At 58.6% G+C, this 20,595-nt stretch carries 18 protein-coding genes; 9 read left to right on the forward strand and 9 right to left on the reverse strand.

The window, feature by feature from the left end; all coding sequences use genetic code 11:
* Positions 1 to 153: 153 nt before the first annotated feature.
* Together DMP06_RS03960 and DMP06_RS03965 are read right to left on the reverse strand one after the other, a co-directional pair.
* Positions 154 to 780, reverse strand: a complete 627-nt coding sequence (locus tag DMP06_RS03960) for an NUDIX hydrolase (RefSeq protein ID WP_245962362.1) — start codon at positions 778 to 780, stop codon at positions 154 to 156.
* A 90-nt stretch (positions 781 to 870) separates the two neighbouring features.
* Positions 871 to 2,550 (reverse strand): helix-turn-helix transcriptional regulator, encoded by a 1,680-nt coding sequence (locus DMP06_RS03965; RefSeq protein ID WP_123208456.1) that lies wholly within the window; start codon positions 2,548 to 2,550, stop codon positions 871 to 873.
* 152 nt (positions 2,551 to 2,702) lie between these two features.
* On the opposite strand from DMP06_RS03965, the gene DMP06_RS03970 reads away from it, so the two are divergent.
* Complete coding sequence (locus DMP06_RS03970; protein ID WP_123208486.1) at positions 2,703 to 4,433, forward strand: FAD-dependent oxidoreductase; 1,731 nt, start codon at positions 2,703 to 2,705, stop codon at positions 4,431 to 4,433.
* A 175-nt stretch (positions 4,434 to 4,608) separates the two neighbouring features.
* On the opposite strand, the gene brnA is transcribed toward DMP06_RS03970, so the two are convergent.
* The gene (gene brnA, locus DMP06_RS03975; RefSeq protein ID WP_245962363.1) at positions 4,609 to 4,866 is read right to left on the reverse strand and encodes a type II toxin-antitoxin system BrnA family antitoxin; all 258 of its coding nucleotides are present in this window, start codon (positions 4,864 to 4,866) and stop codon (positions 4,609 to 4,611) included.
* Positions 4,844 to 5,116 (reverse strand): BrnT family toxin, encoded by a 273-nt coding sequence (locus DMP06_RS03980; RefSeq protein WP_123208457.1) that lies wholly within the window; start codon positions 5,114 to 5,116, stop codon positions 4,844 to 4,846. The genes brnA and DMP06_RS03980 overlap by 23 nt, the downstream gene beginning before the upstream one ends.
* Positions 5,117 to 5,538: 422 nt before the next feature.
* Here DMP06_RS03980 and DMP06_RS03985 point away from each other — a divergent pair, with 422 nt between their 5' ends.
* Positions 5,539 to 6,042 (forward strand): hypothetical protein, encoded by a 504-nt coding sequence (locus DMP06_RS03985; protein WP_123208458.1) that lies wholly within the window; start codon positions 5,539 to 5,541, stop codon positions 6,040 to 6,042.
* Between the two features lie 33 nt (positions 6,043 to 6,075).
* A complete protein-coding gene (locus tag DMP06_RS03990) occupies positions 6,076 to 7,404 on the forward strand; it encodes an aminopeptidase (RefSeq protein ID WP_245962364.1) in 1,329 nt (442 codons plus the stop codon).
* 146 nt (positions 7,405 to 7,550) lie between these two features.
* Here DMP06_RS03990 and DMP06_RS03995 read toward each other — a convergent pair whose 3' ends face one another.
* The gene (locus DMP06_RS03995) at positions 7,551 to 8,171 is read right to left on the reverse strand and encodes a flavodoxin family protein (protein WP_123208459.1); all 621 of its coding nucleotides are present in this window, start codon (positions 8,169 to 8,171) and stop codon (positions 7,551 to 7,553) included.
* 342 nt (positions 8,172 to 8,513) lie between these two features.
* Here DMP06_RS03995 and DMP06_RS04000 point away from each other — a divergent pair, with 342 nt between their 5' ends.
* Both DMP06_RS04000 and DMP06_RS04005 read left to right on the forward strand, forming a co-directional pair.
* Positions 8,514 to 9,227: an HAD family hydrolase gene (locus DMP06_RS04000; RefSeq protein WP_123208460.1), complete on the forward strand. Its 714-nt coding sequence runs from the start codon at positions 8,514 to 8,516 to the stop codon at positions 9,225 to 9,227.
* Between the two features lie 105 nt (positions 9,228 to 9,332).
* A complete protein-coding gene (locus tag DMP06_RS04005) occupies positions 9,333 to 10,550 on the forward strand; it encodes a diphosphate--fructose-6-phosphate 1-phosphotransferase (protein ID WP_123208461.1) in 1,218 nt (405 codons plus the stop codon).
* A gap of 97 nt (positions 10,551 to 10,647) precedes the next feature.
* Here the strand turns inward: DMP06_RS04005 and DMP06_RS04010 are convergent, their stop codons facing one another.
* A complete protein-coding gene (locus tag DMP06_RS04010; RefSeq protein ID WP_123208462.1) occupies positions 10,648 to 11,397 on the reverse strand; it encodes a cyclase family protein in 750 nt (249 codons plus the stop codon).
* Between the two features lie 395 nt (positions 11,398 to 11,792).
* Between DMP06_RS04010 and DMP06_RS04015 the strand changes: the two genes are divergently transcribed.
* From DMP06_RS04015 to DMP06_RS04025, 3 genes are all read left to right on the forward strand, one after another.
* Complete coding sequence (locus DMP06_RS04015; protein WP_148042488.1) at positions 11,793 to 13,151, forward strand: CapA family protein; 1,359 nt, start codon at positions 11,793 to 11,795, stop codon at positions 13,149 to 13,151.
* 186 nt (positions 13,152 to 13,337) lie between these two features.
* Entirely contained in the window at positions 13,338 to 13,940 is a 603-nt protein-coding gene (locus DMP06_RS04020) for a type IV toxin-antitoxin system AbiEi family antitoxin domain-containing protein (RefSeq protein WP_123208464.1), read from the forward strand.
* Complete coding sequence (locus DMP06_RS04025) at positions 13,937 to 14,782, forward strand: nucleotidyl transferase AbiEii/AbiGii toxin family protein (protein ID WP_123208465.1); 846 nt, start codon at positions 13,937 to 13,939, stop codon at positions 14,780 to 14,782. The genes DMP06_RS04020 and DMP06_RS04025 overlap by 4 nt, the downstream gene beginning before the upstream one ends.
* A gap of 401 nt (positions 14,783 to 15,183) precedes the next feature.
* Here DMP06_RS04025 and DMP06_RS04030 read toward each other — a convergent pair whose 3' ends face one another.
* A complete protein-coding gene (locus DMP06_RS04030; RefSeq protein WP_123208466.1) occupies positions 15,184 to 16,806 on the reverse strand; it encodes an FAD-binding protein in 1,623 nt (540 codons plus the stop codon).
* Between the two features lie 339 nt (positions 16,807 to 17,145).
* On the opposite strand from DMP06_RS04030, the gene DMP06_RS04035 reads away from it, so the two are divergent.
* On the forward strand, positions 17,146 to 18,741 hold the full coding sequence (locus DMP06_RS04035; RefSeq protein ID WP_245962365.1) for a helix-turn-helix transcriptional regulator: 1,596 nt from the start codon (positions 17,146 to 17,148) through the stop codon (positions 18,739 to 18,741).
* Between the two features lie 122 nt (positions 18,742 to 18,863).
* On the opposite strand, the gene DMP06_RS04040 is transcribed toward DMP06_RS04035, so the two are convergent.
* Positions 18,864 to 19,103 carry a TIGR03905 family TSCPD domain-containing protein gene (locus DMP06_RS04040; protein ID WP_123208467.1) on the reverse strand — a complete coding sequence of 80 codons (240 nt, stop codon included), beginning with the start codon at positions 19,101 to 19,103 and terminating at the stop codon, positions 18,864 to 18,866.
* Between the two features lie 161 nt (positions 19,104 to 19,264).
* On the reverse strand, positions 19,265 to 20,353 hold the full coding sequence (locus DMP06_RS04045; protein ID WP_123208468.1) for a TDT family transporter: 1,089 nt from the start codon (positions 20,351 to 20,353) through the stop codon (positions 19,265 to 19,267).
* Positions 20,354 to 20,595 lie beyond the last annotated feature (242 nt).

Consider the following 20,595-nt stretch of genomic DNA (forward strand, 5'->3'; position numbering starts at 1 on the left):
GAAGAGAAATAGACAACATGCGCAATCCGTCCCAAAATCCCTATGCAAACGAGCCGCGCCCTTCAATGGGTTTCCCGCGACCGGAAGCGCCCCCTATGCAAACGGGCCGCCCGAGCGCCGAGGTGGTGGCTGCCGGCAGCGCAATAGGAGCCCCTATGCGAACGGGTCGCACGCCACCATCTCGAGCACCAACTGCGCACGGATAGAGAGGGGCGCGCGGTTCTCCTGCAAAAACCGTGCGATATCGGCGCGGGGCAATTCGAATACCTCTATGAACTCGGTAGATTCGGAGCGCGGCTCTCCCACCTTTTCGACCTGGGCAAACACCATGGCGATACTCTCGTCGCCCATACCGAGCGACGAAAAGCCGGGCTGCACGAAGCTGTGGATGTGGACTGGAGTGCCATCGGCATTGCGCGCCAAATCATAGCCCGTCTCCTCGCGCAGCTCACGCGAGGCGCACTCCTCCACGCTTTCGCCCGCATCGCGCAAACCGGCAGGAAACGCGATGCACTCACGGTTCATGGGAAAACGAAATTCCTTGATGAGCAGAAACGAGCCCTCTGCTGTATAGCCCACGATGCACACGGCATCCACCTGCGGATCAACCGGGCCCTGCGTTTCAAGCTCGGCCTTGTACACGTCGAGCGGCTTGCGCGAAACCGCCTCATACTGATAATCGCGCCCATCGGGCAGGCGGAACTTGAGGATGTATTTATTGATCCAGCCTGAACTTACCTGTTCTACGTCTAAAAACTTGGGGAACTTATTATCGGTCACGATGGTTGCTCCTATCCAGATGCGCTTCGCTTTGCTTCTATCCATCACGGTATCACAGCAAAGCAAGGCGCGCGCAAATGCGATGCCAAATTAGGAAAGCGTTTTCGAGTTGTCGACGAGATCCATTAACTCGCTCTTGCTATGAATACCGAGCTTCCGGTAGATGCTCTTGCAATGCGTTCTAACCGTGTTTTCCGAGATATACAATGCTTCCGCTATATAAGGAACGCTGCGCCCCAGGGCGAGATACTCCATAATCTCCGCTTCACGTGCCGAAAGCCCTGATTCCTCCGCCATAGCGGAGCACCGATCATGCAGGGCATCTTTCACTGATAAGACAATAGACGCGGGCTCATCCGGTTCGTCATCGGAATCCATCATTGAAGCCGAGTCGGCATCCGAAAGCCACGATGCTAACGCACCAGAATCGGGAGCGCTCTCAATATCTTGGCCTCTCCTCCCAAGCGCAACCCCTTGCTTCCTGCGGCTAACAAAATATATCAGCAAGAGAATATATACGGACACGAGCGCAACCATCAGAAGTTGCACAACCCCAAGCTCGACTTGCATATGCGCGAAATAAGTTGTGGCAAATCCCGCACGGCTAAACGCGTACACGAACCCACCAAAAAGTCCGTAAACCGTCAAAGGACGAATACCGCACGACCGAGCTGCCGCAGCACAAAGAAACATCATGAAAAGTGACGCTACCGAGAAGATGGTGTACGCGGCAATGGCGAAAACAAACTGATATTCCTTACCGAAAAGAGGCAAGAGCACAAATCCAGTTGCCACGAGCACGACCGCAATAGAATAGAGCCTATCCGTCCAGAATGACATATTTGGAGAATACTTTCTCCACAGTACAAAGAACAGCACGGCAGATGCTAGGCGCCCAAACGTCATCAAGGTACTGAGCGTAGAACCGTATACGGGGTCATCCAAAACTAATGCGGGAGCAATTCCTCTTGCAAGCGCAAGCGAAGCGATGCACAAAGCTGGCTGCCAGAGCTTATCGAAAAGCTGCGCAAATTCTTTCTTCCTTGCTTTCGGAGCGCACGACCCAGGCTCACCTGCCTTTGTAGCGTCGATAGACAGCACAAGCAAAACAACATTCGCAACGAACGCAACAACAAGGACCGCAAGCGGAAGCCACTCAGGTTTTGACTGAATGACGACGAGATAAATTGCACCGGCGGCACCCGTACCAATCGTCAGCTCAATGCCAATAGATGAATCATCTTGCACCGCGAGAACATTCTGCCATGAAAGAAAGAACATGCTGTTTCCCGTGCCGGTCAAAAGCCCCGCCAACGAAGCAAACAATCCTATACTTTTTGCATCGCCTTGAGAAAGGCAGGCAAACAGCACTGCCACGCCCGCGGCCGAAAAGAAGGTCGCAGCAAGAGCAAGGACTTTTGCATGACATTCAATCGCCCACTTTTGAGAAGCAAGCGCGCCGATAAAAAACGTAACGGGAAACGCTATGAGTTGCGTGGCATTAAACCAATAGAGCACGTTTTCCGCATCCGCAAATTCTGGCAGAAAAAGCAGGGTGCCATTCCAGCCTATAAGGGAAATGACCACAAGATGGAAAGTATATCCAATAGCACAGAGCAATATTGTTGATTTGTTCCTATGCATCAACCCTCCCAACGGATGCTCCTTTGATTGTAAGCCAGCAAACAGCGCAGTAGGGGTTTTCTCTGGAGCAATGGCTTTCGTTTCTGCTTGAAATACGAAAATCACCCGGTCTATGTGATAACCCACAGGACTAAAAAGTCTTTTACCAAAGTGCGTGTGAAGACGTTATTTACCACAACTTTTATCGTTTATTCCGTCCTTATTGAAGGCCATCGTTTTCCGATTCGCCTTTGAATGAACCCTACGAGGACACGACACTTGGAGAGAGGAAGGGAACCATGGAAGCAAAGCTTGACCGCAGAGATTTCCTTAAAGGCGCTGCCGTAGGAGCCGCCGGCATCGGTGTCGCAAGCATGTTGGGAGCCTGTACACCCCAGCAAAACGGAGGCGACGAGCCCGAAGCGACTGCCCCGGCAACGTCAACCACCGATGGCGACCTCATCCTGAATGCCGAACTCGCTGACTCGAAGTGGAGCTTCGAAATTCCGCCCGACCCCATTCCGGATTCCGACATCAAAGAAATCGTCGAAGCGGAAATCGTCGTTGTGGGCGCAGGAACCTCAGGACTGTGCACGGCAGTATCGGCAGCAGAGCAAGGTGCCGATGTGCTGCTCATTTCTGCCAGCAAAGCACCTGTCAGCCGCGGCGGATCAAACCACGCCATCAACAGCAAGGTCATGGAGCGCGAAGGGGTGGAGCCCTACGACCTCGAGAAATTCATGATGCGCGAGCGTATTCTTGCCGCAAACAGCGTTGACCAGAAGAAATGGAGCAAGCTGTTCAACAACAATGAAGAGGCAATGAACTGGCTCATCGATCTCATGGAAGAACGCGGCATTCCGATGACGCTTGAAACATGTGCTCCTGAAGTGGTGTTTGGACCTGATGACCCGCAGTTCATTCCACTTGCCGCTCACGGCGCCTACAGCGAAGATTACGACCCCGGCTCTGGCCAGCCCCTCATTGTGAATGCTCTTGCGGAAATCCTTCAGGAAAAGGGCGGGCGCATCCTGTTCGAAACCAAGGGCGTCCAGCTAATCCGCGATGATGACAATACTGGTCGCGTCAGCGCCATCATTGCACAAGATCTCAATACCGAGGAATACACCAAATACGCCGCCTCTAAGGCAGTCGTTTTGGCAACGGGCGATTTCTCCGCCGACAAAGAAATGATGAAGAAATACTGCCCGTCCATGCTGCCTCTCATTGCCGATGACGCCGGCGAAGATTATGACGTAGGCCCGGCAACTACCGGACTCTATAAGGGCGACGGGCACAAGATGGGGCTCTGGATTGGCGCCGGATGGCAGCGCAATGTGCCGAATTGTCCTATGGTCAATGTCCAGCAAGGAACTGCCGCGCAGCCGTATTGCGGACATTGCGGCCTGACCCTCAACATCAACGGAGAGCGATACAGCAACGAGCACGCAACGCATTCTTACACCGGCCGCGCACTCATGCTGCAGCCCGGTCAGGTTTCCTTCCCAATCTGGGCAACCAATTATGCCTCGGAATACGGCCCCTGGTACGCCCGCGGCGCCTTTGATCTTCCCGAGATGACCACAGAGGAAGTTATCGCCGATTGGGAAGATAAAGTCGAAAGTGGACGCTTCGTCAAAGCCGATACGCTTGAGGAGCTGGTGGAATTGCTTGAGCTTCCCAAGGAAACTGCACTTGCATCGATTGCACGTTACAACGAGCTGTGCGAAAAGGGCCACGACGACGACTTCTTTAAGCGCGCGGATCAGATGGTTCCTGTGCGAGATGCGCCGTTCTATGGCGCCCGCGTTGGCGGTCGATTCCTCACTGTTATGGGTGGTCTGCGTACAAACGTCGATTTGCAGGTTTGCCAGGATGACGATACACCCATCGAAGGACTCTACGTCGTTGGCACCATGGTTGGCGATTTCTTCAACAACACCTATACGTTCTTGATGGAAGGCCTGAACTACGGTGGATGCTGTGTGACGTTCGGCTACGTGCTTGGACGTGAGCTAGCAGCCAAGTAAAAGTAAACCATAACTTAGCTTTTCCTTAGTGCCCGCCGCTTCCCTCCCTCGGCGGGCACTTCTATGTTCTCGTTCGCCCTATTCAGAGAAGCAACCTTGGCGCAACAAACGAAGAGCAACCCCGTTTTTTCCCTCTGCCCCCAATGGGGCATAAGGGACAAGACGAACAAAAACATTAGGCCAAATTCTCCTGTTTCAGTCTGTCGGCAATCCAGATTTTTATGACCGCCTGGCGGTTAATCGCCAACCTGCTTGCCGCCGCGTCGAGTCCCTGCACCATCCATTCCGGAAAATCGACGTTCACTCGACGTGTTTCGTTCATGGGAGGGCGCACAACGGCTGCGTCCAAATCAAGATAATCAAGAATGTCTTCTTTGCCCTCGTCAAAAATACGATCGAACTCTTCCGCATTAGCAGCCTGTTTTTTCATCATAGTAAGCCGCCTCCTTTTTCCTTGAGCGTCGCACCGAGATGATACGGATGGCTTCACCTCGATAGGTCACAATCGCAGTCCAATGCTTTCTTCCTATCAGACCGAAAACGGCAAACCGGGCTTCTCCGAAGTCTCCGCGGCACGGCACCTCGACAGTCTGCGCGTCCCAGAGACGTTGAGCGCAATCGAAGTCAATGCCGTGCTTGCGGAGGTTCGACGCACTTTTATTCGGATCATACTCGAATTCCATGCCTCATCTCTCCTTTATAGTATATACCATAGGTATATAAGAAATATATTGGCTATATAATGCTGATATATCATGCAACGATGACGTCATGGAGCTATCCTAGATTCAACACGGCCGTAACCGTTCGCTCATAGCCAACACCAAACTTAATTTGGCAATCATGCCGAAACCTCATCGAGACTCGCAAATTCTGCCTTGCGGTTTGCTCAAGAAGCCGTTTCAGCTTGGCTACAAACCCGCTCGCAACCACAGCTCAAGCGCTACAATTGCCACGAGTTCCAGCGTTTTGGAATGCGGCGCGCTTCTGCGCGTACGACGCCCGTCCGGCGCGACCTCATGGCCGCCCGCACGGGACAACACAACGATTCGCCTCGCAGAATCGCAAGCCCGCACTCCGAAACGTCGCATTCGAAAGGCATGCCATGACCATCAAACGATCGAGTATCTTCTCACCCCAAGACCTTCCCGAAGCTCCCTCGCAGTACGACCTGTTCACAAATTGCCGCATGCCCGCGAAAACGCACGCCGAAGACATCGTCGAGGCCATTGAGCGCACAGCATTGCGCCTGGATCTGCCCGTCGCCGCTGAGGTGGAGACCTTGGCTCCGGCATCGTTCTTCGGCCTCAAGAAAACATGCGTCATAGCATGGCATCCCAACCCACCCAGGGATTACTACAGCGTGATAATCGAACCCCATAGAGCAATCAGAGGCAAGGGTTTTGCTCAGGCGCAGTTCTGGCTGTGCGGGGAAAGCGGCATGCTCGACGTCATGCCAGGTAGACGCATGCAAAGCATGTATGCGCGCATCATGGATGAAGCCTCGCTCAAGCGCCCCGAGGACTGGGTCATCATCCCCGAATATGAGTACTACCAGCGCCTCTTCGACGTGGCAAGGCGAGCGCTTACCGAGCTATGCAATCGATAGCCGCATCGCAGAAGATTAGACGGAGGATTACCTATGGACATCATTTCGCAGGCGTTCGCGGCACACGCTGAAATCACGAAAGCCAGAATGGCGGCGGAACACTCCCCCTTCGAAGACCCCAAAGCCCTTGAACGCCGCATGCACGCCTATGCACGCCTCATCGTGGAGGCGGGCTGCGCGCTGCACCCCGGCCAAGAGCTGTTCGTGCGCGCCAACCTCGAGGCGGCGCCGCTCGTGCGCCTGATTGTCAAGGAAGCCTACGATCTTGGCGCGCGCCACGTGACGGTGCGCTTCTCCGACGAGGCCATTGAGCGCATGCATTACGACCGCTGCGCCATGGACGTGTTCGAGGAGTTCCCCGGATGGCTTGCCGAGCTCAACAACTCCATGGCGCGCGGTGGCGCGGCCGTGCTCACCATTGATTCCGACGATCCGCAGGCCATGGCGGGCGTGGATACGCGCAAGATTTCGGCACGCATCCAAGCGGGCCATGCCGCATGCGCCGAGTTTTACGATGCGATGGATTTCGGACGCTGCGTATGGTGCATCGCGGGCGCCGCAAGCCCCAAGTGGGCTCACAAGGTGTTTCCCGATTTGCCGGAAGATGCCGCGGTGGCGAGGCTATGGGAGGCCATCTTCCATACCGTGCGCGTGGATTCCGACGACCCCGCCGAAGCGATTGCCGCCTGGCGCGCGCATCGCCAGAGCTTCGCAGAACGTTGCGCCTGGCTCAACGACCAGCGTTTTGACGCCCTGCACTACACCAACGCGCAAGGCACCGACATCACCGTTGGCCTGCCGTCCGGGCACCTATGGAACGGCGGCGGGGATACCACGGTGGATGGCGTGCAGTTCTTCCCCAATATGCCCACCGAGGAGATTTTCACCACACCCGACCGCCTGCGCGCCGAAGGCACCGTGACAAGCGCCATGCCGCTTGCATACAACGGCAGCCTGATCGAAAACTTCAGCGTGCGCTTCGAGGGCGGTCGCGCCGTTGAGGTGCGCGCCGAGCGCGGGCAAGACGTGCTCCAGTCCATCGTGGACACCGACGAAAACGCGTGTCGCTTGGGCGAGGTGGCTCTCGTGCCCTTTAAGAGCCCCATTCGCGATACGGGCATCCTGTTCTATAGCACGCTTTACGACGAGAATGCCAGCTGCCACATGGCGCTCGGCCAGGGATTCCCCGACTGCTACCAGGGCGGCTTAGAAATGAGCGCCGAAGAGCTGCTGGCTGCCGGCGTGAACAAAAGCGCCACGCACGTGGATTTCATGGTGGGAACCGAGGACCTGAGCATAGACGGCATCAAACCCGACGGCACCAGGGTTCCCATCTTCCGCAACGGCAACTGGGCGTTCTAGCGCGCCGAATGCAAAGGACGTCATAAAGAAGCCTCCCGCTTCTCGTGTCCAAGAAACGGGAGGCAGCTCAATGCGATGGGCATATTAAGCGGCGTCAAGCCAGCAGCAGCAATCTGATGATTGGTTATGCGGAGCGCACCCTGACGCTAGCGGATGAAGTTCGTCTTCACGGGTCGCTCGAACTTGGGGAACTCGATGCCCGCCTGCTTGCCGGCGTCGATGCACTTCATCAGCCATGCCATGTTGCGACCGAGTGTGCGCATGGTTTGCATGCCCTCTTCGTCGCGTCGCACCTCATCGGGCGTGTTGCCGTGCACCTGATTCCAGTAGGGAGCGCCCACCACCATCATGTTGGAAATGGTGAAATACTTGTTCATCTGATCGAACGCCGCACTCGCGCCGCCGCGTCTGCACGATACCACCGCAGCCGCCGGCTTACCCGCGAACAACGCGCCTCTACCGTAGAACAGGCGGTCCATGAACGAGGTCATGGCTCCCGATGCGGCCGCAAAGTGCACCGGCGTGCCGAACACAAACGCATCGTAGCTCTTCGCGTCATCGATAACCTTGTTCACCACGTCGTCGATGAAGCAATGCCCGTCCTTGAGACACTTGCCGCAGCCCAGGCACCCCGAAATAGCACCCGTGCCCAGCCACATGATGTCGGCCTGCACGCCCTGCTCCTGCAGGCCCGTTTCCACCGCGCCGAGCGCCGTATAGGTGCAGCCCATCTTGTGCGGGCTGCCGTTGATAAGCAGTGCCTTCATAGCTCCCCCTTTGTCAAGCGCCGCGAGAGGCCCATGAAGCCAGCCGCAGCAAACTGCCTTTCACCGCCATGATACCGCGCCGCACTCCGCAAGCCAAACGGCGCCGGCGGAAACCCCGCACTTCTCAGGCCAAAGGCCCAAGCCCCTACTGCCTTTGCATAAAACTTATTTCCCTTTCACACACGTCAGCCGCTCTTCACATACAATCTTGCCAACTATCGCCAACGAAAGGGTAAACATGCCCTCTGGCATGTTTAGTCCGTGGCTGGGAACGCTGCTTGTCTGCGCGACACGTTCCTGAGTGCGCAGCAATCAGGAACCGCATAAAGAGAGAGGAACGGTATGACTAACGCGGCCCCGGGGACTTTCCCCGTTTCAAACCTGCACCCCACGCGCGTGAACCCCGGCGCGCCTGAAGTGTTCGCAGGCGTGATTTTCGACCTCGATGGCACGCTCGTAGACTCCATGGATTACTGGGATAGTCTAGGGCCCAACTACCTCTCCGCACGAGGCATCGAGCCCGATCCCGCCGACCATGAGAACTTCAAGACGCTCACCCTGGAGGAAGCGGCGGTATACGTGAAGGAGAAGTACCACCTGCCCGAACCCGCCAACGAGGTGCACAACGCCATCATGGACGGCATGCGCAAGCCCTATCTGGAGCTTATTCCTCTCAAGCCCGGCGTGGCATGCATGCTGAACACACTCGATGCGGCGGGCGTGCGCATGTGCATCGCCACCGCGTCGGAAAAGGAGCTGGTGATTCCCGCACTCGAGCGCCTGGGCATCGCTCATCATTTCCAGGGCGTTTACACCTGTCCCGAGGTGGGCGTGAGCAAAAGCAAGCCCGACGTGTTCGAATGGGCGCTGCGCGAGCTGGGCACGCCGCGCGAAACAACCGTCGTGGTCGAGGATTCGCTCCACGCTATCGAAACCGCCAAGCGCGCAGGATTCCCCGTGATCGCCGTGCATGAGCACACCGCGGCCCACAACGTCGATGCCATCGAGGATGTTGCCGACGCCGTGATAGCAAGCTTTGAGGATATGGCACAATAGGACCATGAGGCTCTTTGCGCGTCCCGCTTTCGGCGGCGCCCTTGAGCCACCCGCGCAGGCATCCCACCGTGCGGGCGCCATGAATACGTGGAAAAGGAGCACCAGATGAGCAACTGCCTCGTCGCGCAATCCGGCGGCCCCACCGCCGTCATCAACGCAAGTTTGGCCGGCGTCGTGCGCGCCAACCAGCTCAACCCCGTGTACGACCGCGTGTTTGGCGGGCTACATGGCATCGAGGGCGTGCTGGATGACAAGCTTTATGACCTGACCGACCTTTCCGGCCGCGACATTGAAATTCTCAAGCAAACGCCGTCGAGCGCGTTGGGCACCTGCCGCTACAAGCTCAAGCGCGGCAACGATGCCGATTACAAGCGGCTGGTGGATGTCATGGACGCCCACGACATCGAGACGATGTTCTACATCGGCGGCAACGATTCCATGGACACGGTGGATGCGCTCAGCGAGTGGGCGCACGAAAACGGCATCGCCAAGCGCTTCATTGGCATTCCCAAAACCGTGGACAACGACCTCGTGCCCGTGGACCATTGCCCCGGCTTCGCGAGCGCTGCCAAGATCGCCTGTGAAATCACGCACGCCACCTACCTGGATTACGCCGCCTACACGCGCCCCGAAGTGTTCGTGTTGGAAACCATGGGCCGCGATGCCGGCTGGCTGGCCGCGAGCTGCTGCTTCACCGGCAATGTAGACCTGCTGGTGCTGCCCGAGGTTGACTTTGATAAAGAGGCGTTCCTCGCCGAGGTGCAGAAAAAGTTCGACGAGAAGGGCGAGTGCTACATCGTGGTGAGCGAGGGTGCTCATTATGCCGATGGCACCTACCTCTCTGCGGGCGACACCGCCAACGATGGCTTTGCGCACGCGGTGCTGGGCGGCGCGGGCGCTACGCTTAAGCAGATGATCGTCGACGCCGGCATTGTTCCCCGCGGCGTGGTGCAGGACCTTTCGCGTGCGGCGCGCTCCAGCAACTTCGCGCAGAGCTTGGTGGACGTAACCGAAGCCTATGAGCTGGGCATGAGCGCGCACATGCGCTCGGCCGACCCCGCGTTCACAAGCGCCGTAGTGGGCATTCGCCCCCGCAGCGCCGAAGACATGGCGGCAGGCGTATACAACGCCGAGTTCTTCGCCGGCCCCGCCAAGGACTTCGCGAACTACGTGAAGCATTTCCCCGCTGAGTGGATTCTGCCCAACTACGCCGGCATCACGCAGGAGGCCATGGACTATTTCCGCCCGCTCATTCAGGGCGAGCCTAAGCTGGTCTACGAAAACGGCATGCCTGCTACGTTGGTGCCGTTCAACAAGCGCTAACCGATTCCGCCGTTTTCCGAACGGTTCAAAGATGCATCAAACGCAAAAGGGTCGCCCCGCTTGGGACGGCCCTTTTCAGTCCTGGCCTTTACTAAGGCTATTCGCACACGGCCCACACGCGAGCGGGTAAGCCGGTTGCGCCCTCGATGTGCGGCCACGCCACGAAAATGATGGCGCCGGCCTCGGGCACCTGATCGAGATTGGCCATAAGCTCCACCTGCAGATGCCCGTTATCCAGTACATAGCGCTCGATAGCCAAATCATCCGCCTCTACCGCCAGATACGACGCGTCGGTGTCTAGCGTTTCATGGCCGTTCATCGCGATGCCGCGCTCCTCATAGAGGAATCTGATAACCTCCATCGACCAGCCGGGGCAATGCTCACCGTCCTCGTCATCAAAATTGTTGAGCGCGTTGTTATCGGGCCAGCGCTTCGACCAATCGGTGCGCAACGCCACGAATGCGCCCTCGGGAATGCGGCCATGCTTGGCCTCCCATGCCTCTACGTCTCCAAGCGTCACGGCACAATCGGGATTCTCGGCCACTTTTGCCGTGATGTCGATCACGCACAAAGGATGCGCGGCATCGGCGACGCCATACGCCTCGGACCCCACGGCGCCCGGCGTGAAATGATTGGGGAAATCCACGTGCGTACCAAACTGACCGGGGAATTTATAGGTATGGATGCGGCAGGAGAGCATCTCTTCGTCATAATCGAACACAGTCTTGCACAGCTCCACCGACCCATCGGGAATACCGCCCCAATACGGGCTCTCGTTGGTCAGCGGATGCGTAAGATCGACCCATTTGCAGCCCTGAAGCTTGGCCAAGTCTTCCCACAATCCCATGGTAATCACTCCTTCAGTCGTACGGCGCGCCGCACCGAAAGCGCGGGCTTGGTGCGATGCCTATGATACAGCAGTCCGTTCGCCGATTTTTCACCCGAGGGAGCCACGCTGCTCCTTTTGCCGCGCCCTTCGCGTTAATATTCGTGAAGAAAGCATGGATGCCCTCGACGCAGGAGGAAATCGTGGAGACTCGTCGGCCTTCAAGGCGCTCGCAAGACATGCCGCCCATGACAGCGCAGCCCTACGCGACGCGGCATCGCCATGGCCGAACGCAGCGGCGCGATGGAGAGCTCTATCGCGCCGGCACTTCACCATTCAATGCCTATAACGCACCGCACGGAGGCAGAGCCGGCGGGGTTTCAGCGCGTCCTCGTGCCGGCATGAATGCGAGATTCGTGATTGCCCTCGTTGCGATAATCGCAATCATCGCCGCTATCGCGATTGGCGTGTTCTCTTGCACAAGCAAGACAAACGCCGCCCAGGAGTCCCTTGAGGTCACCGACGGCTCCCCCGCCTCCGCGAACTCCTCGCAGACGCTCGTGCTCAACGACGCCGTTCGCGGCGAGGCGCCCGTGAGCGGCGTATCCGAACGGTTCCGCGATTGCGAAGAGACCGTCGATGAAAACGGCATCGTGCACGGAACCACGCCCGACGGCATCCGCTACACCGTGCTCGGCCGCGGAGAGCTGGCCCAAAGCCCCGACCGCGTGACGTTATGCGCGATTGGCGATCAGCTGGTGACCGAATACGTCCTCCCCTTCGCCGATGCCTACGCGGGCAAAACCGGTGACGGCGAATACGACTTCACCCCATGGTACCGCGAAGTCAAACCGTTCATCCAGGAGCACGACCTGCGCTTTGTCAATCAAGAAACCGTCATGGTAAGCGAGGAGAAAGGATATTCCTATTCGGGATACCCCACGTTCAACTCGCCCGAATCGGCTGCGGCATCGGTTGCCGACACCGGCTTCAACCTGGTGAATTTCGCCACCAACCACACGTATGATCTGGGAACCTTTGGCATTGAGGCAAGTCACGAGGTGTGGGATCGCTATCCCCAGCTGCTCGTAGGCGGCAGCTACCTTACGCAAGAAGACCGCGAGACCGTGCACATGATCGAACGCAACGGGCTCACGTTCGCCTTCCTTGCCTACACATACGGCGACAACGCGTTTTCTGACGCCTCGCAGATGCCCAACAGCTACTATTCGTGCGCGTTTGACAAAGATGCCATCGCGGCAGACGTGCAGCGCGCCCAGAAAGTAGCCGACGCGGTGATCGTAGCGATGCATTGGGGCACCGAGTACGTGAACGAGCCCAACGAGCAGCAGGTGGAATACGCTCAGTTTTTGGCCGATTTGGACGTTGACCTGGTGCTCGGCACGCACTGCCACACCATTCAGCCCGTGGAGTACGTAACCGGCGAAACGGGCAACACCGTTCCGGTGGTGTATGGGCTTTCCGACTTCATAAGCTGCTGGACCATTACCGACACGATTATCAGCGGCATCTTCACCTGCGATTTCGTACCGCAAGAAGACGGCAGCATAGCAGTGGAGAACTTAGAGTGGCATCCCACCATCGAGTGGGACGACGGCAGCGGCCAGCCCTATGTTCGCCTGCTCGCGGGCATGGACGAGGCCACGACCAACGCAAACACCCGCACCCCTGACGTGGGAGACGATTACACCTACCTGCGCGATTTGACGAACGAAGTCATCGGCGACGACGCTGCGACGATTGTTTGGGAATAGAATATTTGCTCTATTCCGAGCAACAACACCGCTAATGCTCGCATTCCGAGAGGTTCGCCACATGGCTGGAGGAGTCGTACAAACGCGACCTGCCCGCCGCACAGAGGACAGTTTGAGACGAGCCTACAGCGGCCATCTGTATGGCTCTTTCAAACTTTTGCACTGAATCTATGATAAGATATCCGTATGAAAATCGCAAAACATACCGAGACGTTAGAGCGCCTCCTCGACAAGGGGGACGGAGTGCTCACAGCCTCGGACGCGCTCAGGGCGGGGATCCCGAAGGACTCCTTCTACCGTTATGTGAGCAGCAAAGGCCTGAGGCGGCAGTCCCAGGGCATCTACCTTTCGGCAGACGTCCTCCCCGATGAGTTCGCTCTGCTGCAGGCGCGCTACCCGAAGGCCATCTTCTCTCACGACACCGCACTCTTCCTGCACGGGATGAGCGAACGCGACCCCATTCCGGTTTCAGTCAGCGTCAAGTCGGGGTACAACTCGCCGTCACTCAAGAACCAGGGCGTGCGCATCTACTACGTGAGGCCCGAATGGCACGGGCTCGGTGTATGCGAGGTCAGGACCCCGGACGGCAATATCGTCAGGGCGTACAACAAGGAGCGAACCGTCTGCGACCTCATCCGGAAGAGGACGAGCGCGGACGTGACGGAGTTTAACCAGGCGATGCGAGCCTGGGCGAAGTCGAAGGACAGGAACCTCGCGCGGCTGTCCGAATACGCCAGGAAGATGAACATGGAATCCCGAGTGTGGGACGCAATTGGAGTGCTCTTATGATCGACAACCCGAGAAGGGTAAAAGACCTCATCAAGAACCTCGCCGGGGGCGACAGCGGCAGGGCTCAGCTCCTGCAGCGCCGCTACGCAATGGAGCGATTCCTCGAGAGAATTGCCGAGTCGGATTACAGGGAAAACCTTATCCTCAAGGGCGGGATGCTCGTCACCTCGATGCTTGGCGTCGGGGAGCGCATGACTCGGGATACCGACATGACCATGCAGGATAAGCATCTCGACATCGAGAGCGCCGTCGAGATGACGAAGGAAATTGCAGCCATCCCTCTCGAGGACGGAGCATCTTTCTCCGTTGAGAACGCATACGAGATTATGGAGGACTCGGAATACGGCGGCGTGCGCATCGAGATGAGGGCACGTCTCGGCAAGACCGAGATTCCCATGAAGATCGACATCTCAACGGGAGACGCATTGACGCCTGCCGCCGTGGGCTACGCCTATCGTCTCCTGTTGGAAGACCGTACCATAAACATCCTCGCCTACAACGTCGAAACCGTGCTGGCGGAGAAGGCAGAGACCATGCTCGCCCGCTCGACGTTCAACACGCGTATGAGGGACTTCTATGACATGTGGGCCCTCACAAACGCCGGATCGAAAGTCGACCGCAAGATTCTGGCGGATGCGGTCGCCGCCACCATCGCTAACAGGGGCAACGGCGTGAGCCTAGATGCCTCCGAGAATGTCCTGAAAGCCCTGGCAGCAAGCGATACCATGCACGCGAACTGGAAGAGGTACCGAGATCGGAACGACTTCGCGTCCGGCCTGGAATGGGAAGAAGTCCTTTCCGCCGCCCGGTTAATCTGTGAAATGGCGAAAAAGACTCAGTAACCATCCGAAAGCCGGCCTCAAACGCAACATCGCGCGTAAGTCGCTTCCTGCTTATTTCCGCTCGTGAACCGGAAAGTAATCGCAGGAGAACAGCGCACCGCGCGCTCCGCCAAAGCTCGCAACCTCCAGATGGCACGATGCCGTGCGCGCGGCGTCATGCACAAAGCACGCCTTGAGAGCCCTCCAGCCCAAGGGCGCGCATATACAGTGCCATGCCGCCCACGACCGACACATGCCGTGCGCATGATGTCTCAGGCAAACGCACCAGAAGGCCCCATTCGGGGAGTGAATCCCGATTGGGGCCTTGAGGGGGGTGCCGCGCCGTCAGGGAGGGAGGGGGACGACGCGGCGCTTCGATAAGCGGATGAAGCAATCAGCTCGAACGCTTCAAACGGGAATGGCTATTTGGCGGCCAGAGCCTTGCCCACCACGTAACCCTGGGTGTGGCAGCGGCCGAGAGACAGACCGGGCAGATCCATGGGATAGTCGGGGCTGCCGAAGAAGTTGCCGGCGCAGTTTCCGATAGCGTACAGGCCCTCGATGGGATTGCCGTCGGCATCGAGCACGTTCATCTCGCCGTTCACGTTAACGCCGTGCACGATGGCAGACAGGCGAATGTGACGATGAATACCGTAGAACGGCGGCTCGGTGATGGACTTGAGCCACTTGGCCTCCTTGCCCATGTCCTCGTCGACGCCCTTCTCCACGAGCTCGTTGTAGCGCTCGACGGTAGCCACGAAGTTAGCGGAATCGATGCCCAGCTTCTCAGCGAGCTCCTCCAGGGTGTCGGCGGAGTAGGTGCCGATCAGGTCGGTGTACACGCCTTCCTTCTCGCCCTCGACCTCGGGCATGTAGGCTTCCATCATCTTGGGGTCGTAGAGCATGCCCGGCCAATCGGCGCAGTCGTCCATGTACTTGCTGTCGAAGATCTGGGAGTACCAGCCGGTGTCCTCGGCGCTGGTCAGGAAGTTGCCCATGTAAGCCATGGCGCTGCGGGCCTCGTTGCAGAAACGGGTGCCGTCGTCCTTGACGCACAGGAAGGGCATGTCGGCCATGGAGCCCGGGCCGGCGTCGAAGTCATGCTGGACCTTGGAGCCGCACACGGGTTCCATGCGGGCGCCCGCCCACACCATCATCTTCTGGCCGTCGCCGGTCTTGTTCTGCTGCTTGCGGTCCATGTTGGCCATGTCGGGGTTGTAGTAGGCCATCATCTCGTCGTCGTTGGTGTAGTCGCCGGTAGCGATGACCACGCCCTTGGCGCCGTTGAACTGCACGTACTGGTTGTCCAGCTCGGCGATGACGCCCACGACCTTGCCGGAGTCATCCTTGACAAGCTGCTGGGCGGGGCAGGAGTAGAAGATCTCCAGGCCGTCCTTGCCGTCGAAGTAGGCGCACAGGTCCTGCATGCCGGTGCCGGTGTTGTAGGGCTTGGGGCCGAAGTCGAACGCGAAGTACTTGACGGGCTGGCCGTCGATGGTCTGGATGGTGCTGGTCCACTTGGCGGTGGTGTCCTGGATGGAGCAGCCAGCCTCGGTGGCCTTCTCCCACAGCCAGGTCAGAGCCTCGCCGGAATTCTTGGCCCACAGGTCAACCTGCTCGCGGTGGGAGCGCCACACGCACTGCTCGGTGATCCAAGAGGTGACGGCGGCCACGCCCGCGGGACCCGTGCCCTCGGGATCGGCGCTGTCCAGGATCAGCGAGTCGCAGGTGTTGCCCTGAGAGATGGCCAGGCTCTCCTTCTGGATGAGGGCGACCTTCGCGCCTGCCTCGGCGGCAGCGAGCGCGCAGGGGACGCCGGCAGCGCCAGCGCCCACGACCACGATGTCGAATTCCTTGGTCTCGGCGATGTCGGTGATGGGCTCCGGCTGCGCGAAGAACGCGGGCAGACCGTCTTCGGCAACCGCGGCGCCGGTTTCGCTCGTGCCGGCGGTGCTAGGCGCACAGCTCGCAAGCATGCCCGCGGTAGCAGCGCCGGCGGCCGCAACGCCACCGAACTTGAACAAATCGCGACGAGTGAGTTCCATATTCTCCTCCTTGGTCTTTGGCCCGACGCCCATCGGCGGGGCCTCAATCGGCCGGCATCTCGCAACGCAAGCGCCAGCCTCCCTCCATGGCGCAGGCTCAATGCCGCACGCCGTGCACCGTGCATCCACGGGCACGCCTCCCCAAGAGGCAGGCCTCACAATACGGAACCGTTCCTCTTTCGCCATCGTCCAAATGAGAAATTAGTAGGTCTATTTCCTTTAACCCTTTTTATAACCCCCTCATTTACCTGGGAAAACTCGCTTTTACGCAAGAATGCCCAAATGCGCGACCCTACGTTTTCCTTTACAATGCCGCGAGGGAGGATTAAAGGGGGACTTTTGACAAACACCGTCAAAGAAAGCACCGAAGCGCCAAACGAGGCCCGCACGCAAGCGGCCTTGGATGCGCATGCGTCCGAACGAGGCACCATGCAAGATGAATCTCAGGCGATGCAAGCCGAACCGGACGAGAAATCGGACGACGCGCGCACGTCTCTTCTCTTTGGGTTCATCCCCGTGGTTCCGCTGGCGTTTTTGGGCTTGGGAATCTATCGCGCATGGATTGAGATCGCGTTCGTGGGCTCGTTCGTGGATTTTCCTTTTGGGGCATCCGCTCGCGACCTTTTCGACGCGACGATGGTCGTTGTGTCGCTTGTCTGCGCCGCATTCGCAAAACGCATAGGCCCCTTCTTCAACAAGCCAGGCATCTACGTGCCAAGCGGCATCCTGCTCGTCGCATCCACGGTTTGCGTCTTCGCGGCATGCATGCGCCCCGAGCTCGCAGGGCTACTCGCGCCGATAGGCGCACTTACGGGAGGCGTAGGAATCGCGTTCCTCATCTTGCTCTGGAGCGAGCTCTACGGATGTCTGAATCCCATGCGCGTCGCTTCGTACTACTCGCTTGCCATTGCTGCCGGCGCCATAGTCATCTATATCTATCGCGGGTTCGCATTCCCGTGGCTTTTTGTCATGACTGCGCTTCTGCCGCTTGTGTCGCTCCTGTGCGCACGCAGCGGGTTTGACAGCCTGCCCAAATCCGAACGGCCCTCTACGGTATGGGTACAGCTTTCGGTGCCCTGGAAGGCTATCCTGCTCATGGCCACATACGCGTTTGCGTACGGCATGCTGGAGATGGCGTCATACGAAGGGTCGTTTGGACCGCACTCCTCGCCGGGCACGGTAGTGGGAGCGTTAGCCGTGTTCTTTGGCGTAGCGGCGCGCGGCAAGCGGTTCGACTTCGGGCTCGTGTATCGCGTAGCGCTGCCCCTTACCGTTGCCGCGCTTTTGCTTTTGCCCTCGTTCAATTTCATGGGCGGAGCGGCGAGCAGCTTCTGCGTATCGGCAGGCTACACCATGCAATCCATTATCATCATGCTCATCGTGGCAAATCTGTGCTATCGCTACGGAGCCTCGGCCATCTGGCTGTTTGGCATCGAACGCGGCATCCGGCAGATTTTCATGATGCTCGGCCGCGGCGTGACCGACGGCGCCCATGCGCTCAACCTGCTCGGCGGCAACGGTGAGGTGTTCATCAGCATCGTTAGCGCCATCGCTGTCGTGGCGGCCACAATGATCCTGATGTCTGAGGGTGAACTGTCCAGCAGCTGGGGCGTAAAGATGGTTCGTCGCAGCGACGGCCAGAACGAGCCGAACGAGAAGGCCCCCGAAGTGTCCATCGCAGAGCGCAAGCACGAGCTGGCATCGCGCGTGGCCGCAACCGCCAGGGCATACAAGCTCAGCGCCCGCGAGGAAGAGGTGCTGCTGCTTTTGGCGCAGCGTAAAACCGTGGGCATCATCGAACGCGAGCTGTTCATCGCCAACGGAACGGCGAAGGCGCACGTGCGCCACATCTACCAGAAGCTCGACATCCACACCCGCCAAGAGCTCTTCGACATGCTCGGCGTGGAAACGGAAAGCCCCGCAGAAAAAAGCTGACCAGCAAGGCACTCCTTGCCGGTCAGCTCTATCGTTCTACTCATTTCAAAAACAGCGACCCGCCGCATCCAGAGTCAGCGTGCGCAAGGCGATGAGAACGCGAGCGCGCCCGTTCCGCGGCACTACCTTGCCTCTTTCAGCGCCTGAGCCAGCTGATCAGGGCAGCTCGTGGGCTTAAAACCGCAGGTGGTGCCTTCGAGCGTGGAGATCACCTGTTCAACCGGCATGCCCTCCACAAGCTTGCCGATGCCTTTAAGATTGCCGTTGCAGCCGCCCATGAAGCTCACATCGTACACGCGGCCGTCACGGACGTCGAAGCTGATGGCGCGAGAGCAGGTGCCATGGGTTTTATAGGTATGCATAATCCCCTCTTTTCGCAACAAGGCGACGATACGCAAGACCGCCGCCGTTTAATGACCTGCAAAAAGTATAGGTGAGCAAGAAAGCCGTACAGGTGCGCATCACGGCGCATGCACTGAATGAGCACGAGGAAAGAGCGCCTGCTCGCCTCTCGCACGAACGGCTACCCGCGCGCCCTTAAACGACGCGCCATCTTGCGCATACGCACCGCCACAAGCAACGCGCGACGAATGCGAGGCGAAAACACGCGCATGGAGACATCGCGCGTACCCGCCGGAAGCGCCGTGTTGCCCAAATCGTTGGCCATCGCTACGCGCTCAGGCTTAAACAGGAACACCAGGTAACGCGCCGTGGCGTACAGCACGATTGCGGTAGCGAACGCCGTCTCCGCCGCAAGCAGCACACCCATCCACATCGGATTTCCCAGCAACGTCGCCGTTTTGGACAAAGCGGAGGCGGTTATCACGAAGGGGAAGGTGAACGCCGCATAGCTGGGATAGAAGGGCAACTTGAGCATGGGAGGCAGCTTGATCAGCACGAATACGAAAAACGCCTGGGCAAGAACCTCCATGAGCACCGCCACGTGCGCATTGGGATCGAACACCGCACAATATCCCGCGAGCGAGAGGCTCATTGGCGCGGTATAGATGCACAGAAGCGGCTTGGCCGGCTGGGGCGCCTCATGCTTGGCGTAACGAAGCGTAACAACCACGAGCAAGACCATATAGGCGACAAACCCGAACCACCAAATGCCGCGGCCTAGCGCCTCAAGGCCAAATGTCGGCGACGTGATGGAGGCAACAATGATGCCCACATAGCACACGAAGTACGTGGGAAATACCTGCGATAGGTCGAATTTGCGAATGAACGACCAGGTGAACCATGCGATCCACAAAGCATGGGCAGCAACCGCCACCACCCACAGCACGAACATCGCCTGCGGAGCAAGCGGCGCGAACAGGGCGGCTATCTGCATGGCAGCCATGAACGCGCCCACCGCGACGCTCGCAAAGATGGAGTTGCCCAGGTCATGCCTGACCATGCGGGGGAAGAACACCGTCTTTGCCACCAGCATCAGCAAAAGAATCGCGGCCATGGCGCCAAAAATCCAGGCCGCAGGCTCCCAATACGGGCGCAGAAGGCCGCCCAGAGCCACGAGGCCCAAGGCGAGGGCGCCAATGGGAATGGGCACTCGCTTGACGGACGTAGCAAGATATTGCAGGGGCGTAGGGTATGTCTTCTGTTCATTCATAGCCGGGGCACTATATCATGCCACGCTCTGACGCTCACGCTTTCCCGGGAAATCCGCGCGACGCCCACATTGCGTCCAATGCCCGCGCCGTCCGCATCCGCGCACCCATGCGACGCCCGAATTCCAGTCCCATCGCCGCCACCGCCTTACCCCAACGCGCTCCTCTCGGCATGGACTTCTCCTGTGCCCCCAGCTCAAAGCATCGCGGCTGGATTATAATCGTGCGAAATATCCATCACACG

It is taken from the genome of Slackia equolifaciens, assembly GCF_003725995.1.
Lineage (GTDB): Bacteria > Actinomycetota > Coriobacteriia > Coriobacteriales > Eggerthellaceae > Slackia > Slackia equolifaciens.